2 pseudogenes are annotated in these 2162 nt (G+C 64.3%); both read left to right on the top strand.

Annotation, left to right across the window (positions count from 1 at the left end):
- Positions 1-242: 242 nt before the first annotated feature.
- Positions 243-1437, top strand: a pseudogene (locus tag BFD71_RS38665) (Mu transposase domain-containing protein).
- 7 nt (positions 1438-1444) lie between these two features.
- Positions 1445-2162, top strand: a pseudogene (gene istB, locus BFD71_RS38660) (IS21-like element helper ATPase IstB); the annotation flags it as partial.

The raw sequence follows: 2162 nt of genomic DNA, 5'->3' as shown, positions 1-2162 counted from the left end.
TGTCAGCGGGCGGAGTTATAGAGCCAATTCGGGGGCGGCGTAATCGGGCCACCTGATGGGCGGCGCAATAGAGCCAGTCCAGGGGCGGCGTAATCGAGCCACTGCATGGGCGGCGCAAAGGAGCCACCCTGCGGGCGGCGTGCAGAAGCCAGCGGTAGCGGGCACAAGCGCAATTCGAACTTTCCAAGTCGGTACGCTCCGTTCATTTGAACGGAGCGCCTATGGCCAACAGGAGGTTCGAGTTGTTTGAGTATCGTCACATCCTTGTGCGCATGCGACGCGGTGATTCCGACCGCGACATCGCGCGGCGCCGCCTGATGGGCAGAGCCAAGCTTGCAGCCCTACGGCAGGAAGCCCAGTCGCGAGGCTGGCTCGATCCGGCGCAGCCTATGCCGGAAGACGCCGAGATCGCAAGCGTCCTCAGCGGCGTTCCAAGACAGGTGCCACGCAGTTGCGTCTCCACGGTGGAACCGTACCGCGAGCAGGTTCGAGAGTGGCTCGACGCCGGCGTCCAGGGCACCACAATCCATGCAGCCCTTCAGCGCAATCACGGCTATACCGGCAGTTACGACGCCGTGAAGCGGATGCTGCGCCGTCTGGCGGCCGAACGCGTCGTCAAGGCGACGACGATCCTCGAGTTCGCGCCCGCCGAAGCCGCCCAGGTTGATTTCGGCGCCGGCCCTGTGCTCACGCACGAGTCCGGTATCCCACTCAAGACGTGGATCTTCGTCATGACCCTGTGCTGGTCCCGGCATCAGTATGCCGAGGTCGTACTGGACCAGACCGTCGAGACGTGGCTGGCCTGTCATCGCCGCGCCTTCGAATGGTTCGGGGGCTGTCACGCGCCTGCCCGATGTGCCGCCAGTGCTGGCCGTGTGGTCCGAGGTCAAGGTGCATACGGACGGCCACGTCGTCTACAAGAAGGCGCTGTACTCAGTGCCCTTCACGCTGGTCGGCAAGCAGCTGTGGCTCAAGGCCACCGACACGGTCGTGCAGGCGTTCCACCGGCACGAGCTCGTCGCAACCCATCCACGGCTACGCAAGCCGGGGGACCGGCACACCGTGCGCGACCACCAGCCGCCCGAGGCACAGGCCTGGCTCGAGCACGATCCCCAGTGGTGCCTCGCGCGTGCGAAGGATATCGGGCCGGCCTGCCATGCCGTCATCCTCGCGATGTTCAACAACACGGTGCTTGAGAACCTGCGCGGCGCACAGGGCATCGTGCGCCTGCGCGAGAAGGTTGGCGATGCGCGCCTGAACGCTGCGTGCGAGCGTGCGCTCGCGTTCTCCAGTCCCCAGTATCGCACCATCAAGACGATCCTCGACAAGGGACTCGACAGCGAGGCGGCGGCGCCATCCACGACTACGGCGCCCACTGATACCTACCTGAACGGCGGCCGCTTCGGCCGCGACCTTCAATCCCTTCTGATCCATTGAGCCGGCCATGAATCCAAGCCCCGAACTGAACACTATCCTCAAGCAGCTGCGCCTCTCGGGCATCCTCGACTCGCTCGAACAGCGAAACCGTGAAGCCATTGACGGCCAACTTGCCTACACCGAGTTCCTCGCGATGCTGCTGCATGACGAGATCGCGCGACGCGACACGAAGAAGTTGCCCGTGCCGGCTTCGCGATGGGCAAGACACTCGAGACGTTCAACTTCGATCTGGTGCCCAAGCTCAACCGAGCCTATATCCACGATCTCGCTACCGGTCGCTACATCGACGAGAAGGTCTGTGTCCTGCTGGTCGGCGGAACAGGCGTCGGCAAGTCACACCTGGCGCAGGCATTGGGCCACTGCGCGGCCCGGCAAGGGCGTGACGTGCTGTTCATCTCACAGACGGATCTGCTCAAGAAGCTGCACGCGGCTCGCGCCACAGGCCTGTACGAGCGCAGGTTCCAGCAGTTCGTACGTGTGCCGCTGCTCATCATCGACGACTTCGCAGTCAAACCGCTGCACCCGCCCCACGACGAAGACTTCCACGATCTGATCGCCGCCAGGTACGAGCGAGCGGCTTCGATCGTCACGTCAAATTTAGATCTGAGCGAATGGGGCGACGCGTTTCCCGACAACCGCATCCTGGGCGCCGCGACGCTGGACCGGCTACGCCACGGCGCCTATCGCGTCGTGATCGAGGGCGAGAGCTTCCGCAAGCCCAAACC

Origin of the sequence: Paraburkholderia nodosa (assembly GCF_001718195.1) — a bacterium.
Taxonomy (GTDB): Bacteria; Pseudomonadota; Gammaproteobacteria; order Burkholderiales; family Burkholderiaceae; genus Paraburkholderia; species Paraburkholderia nodosa_A.
The sequence above is the reverse complement of the archived record's forward strand: the minus strand, read 5'-3'. Positions and strand labels throughout refer to the sequence as shown.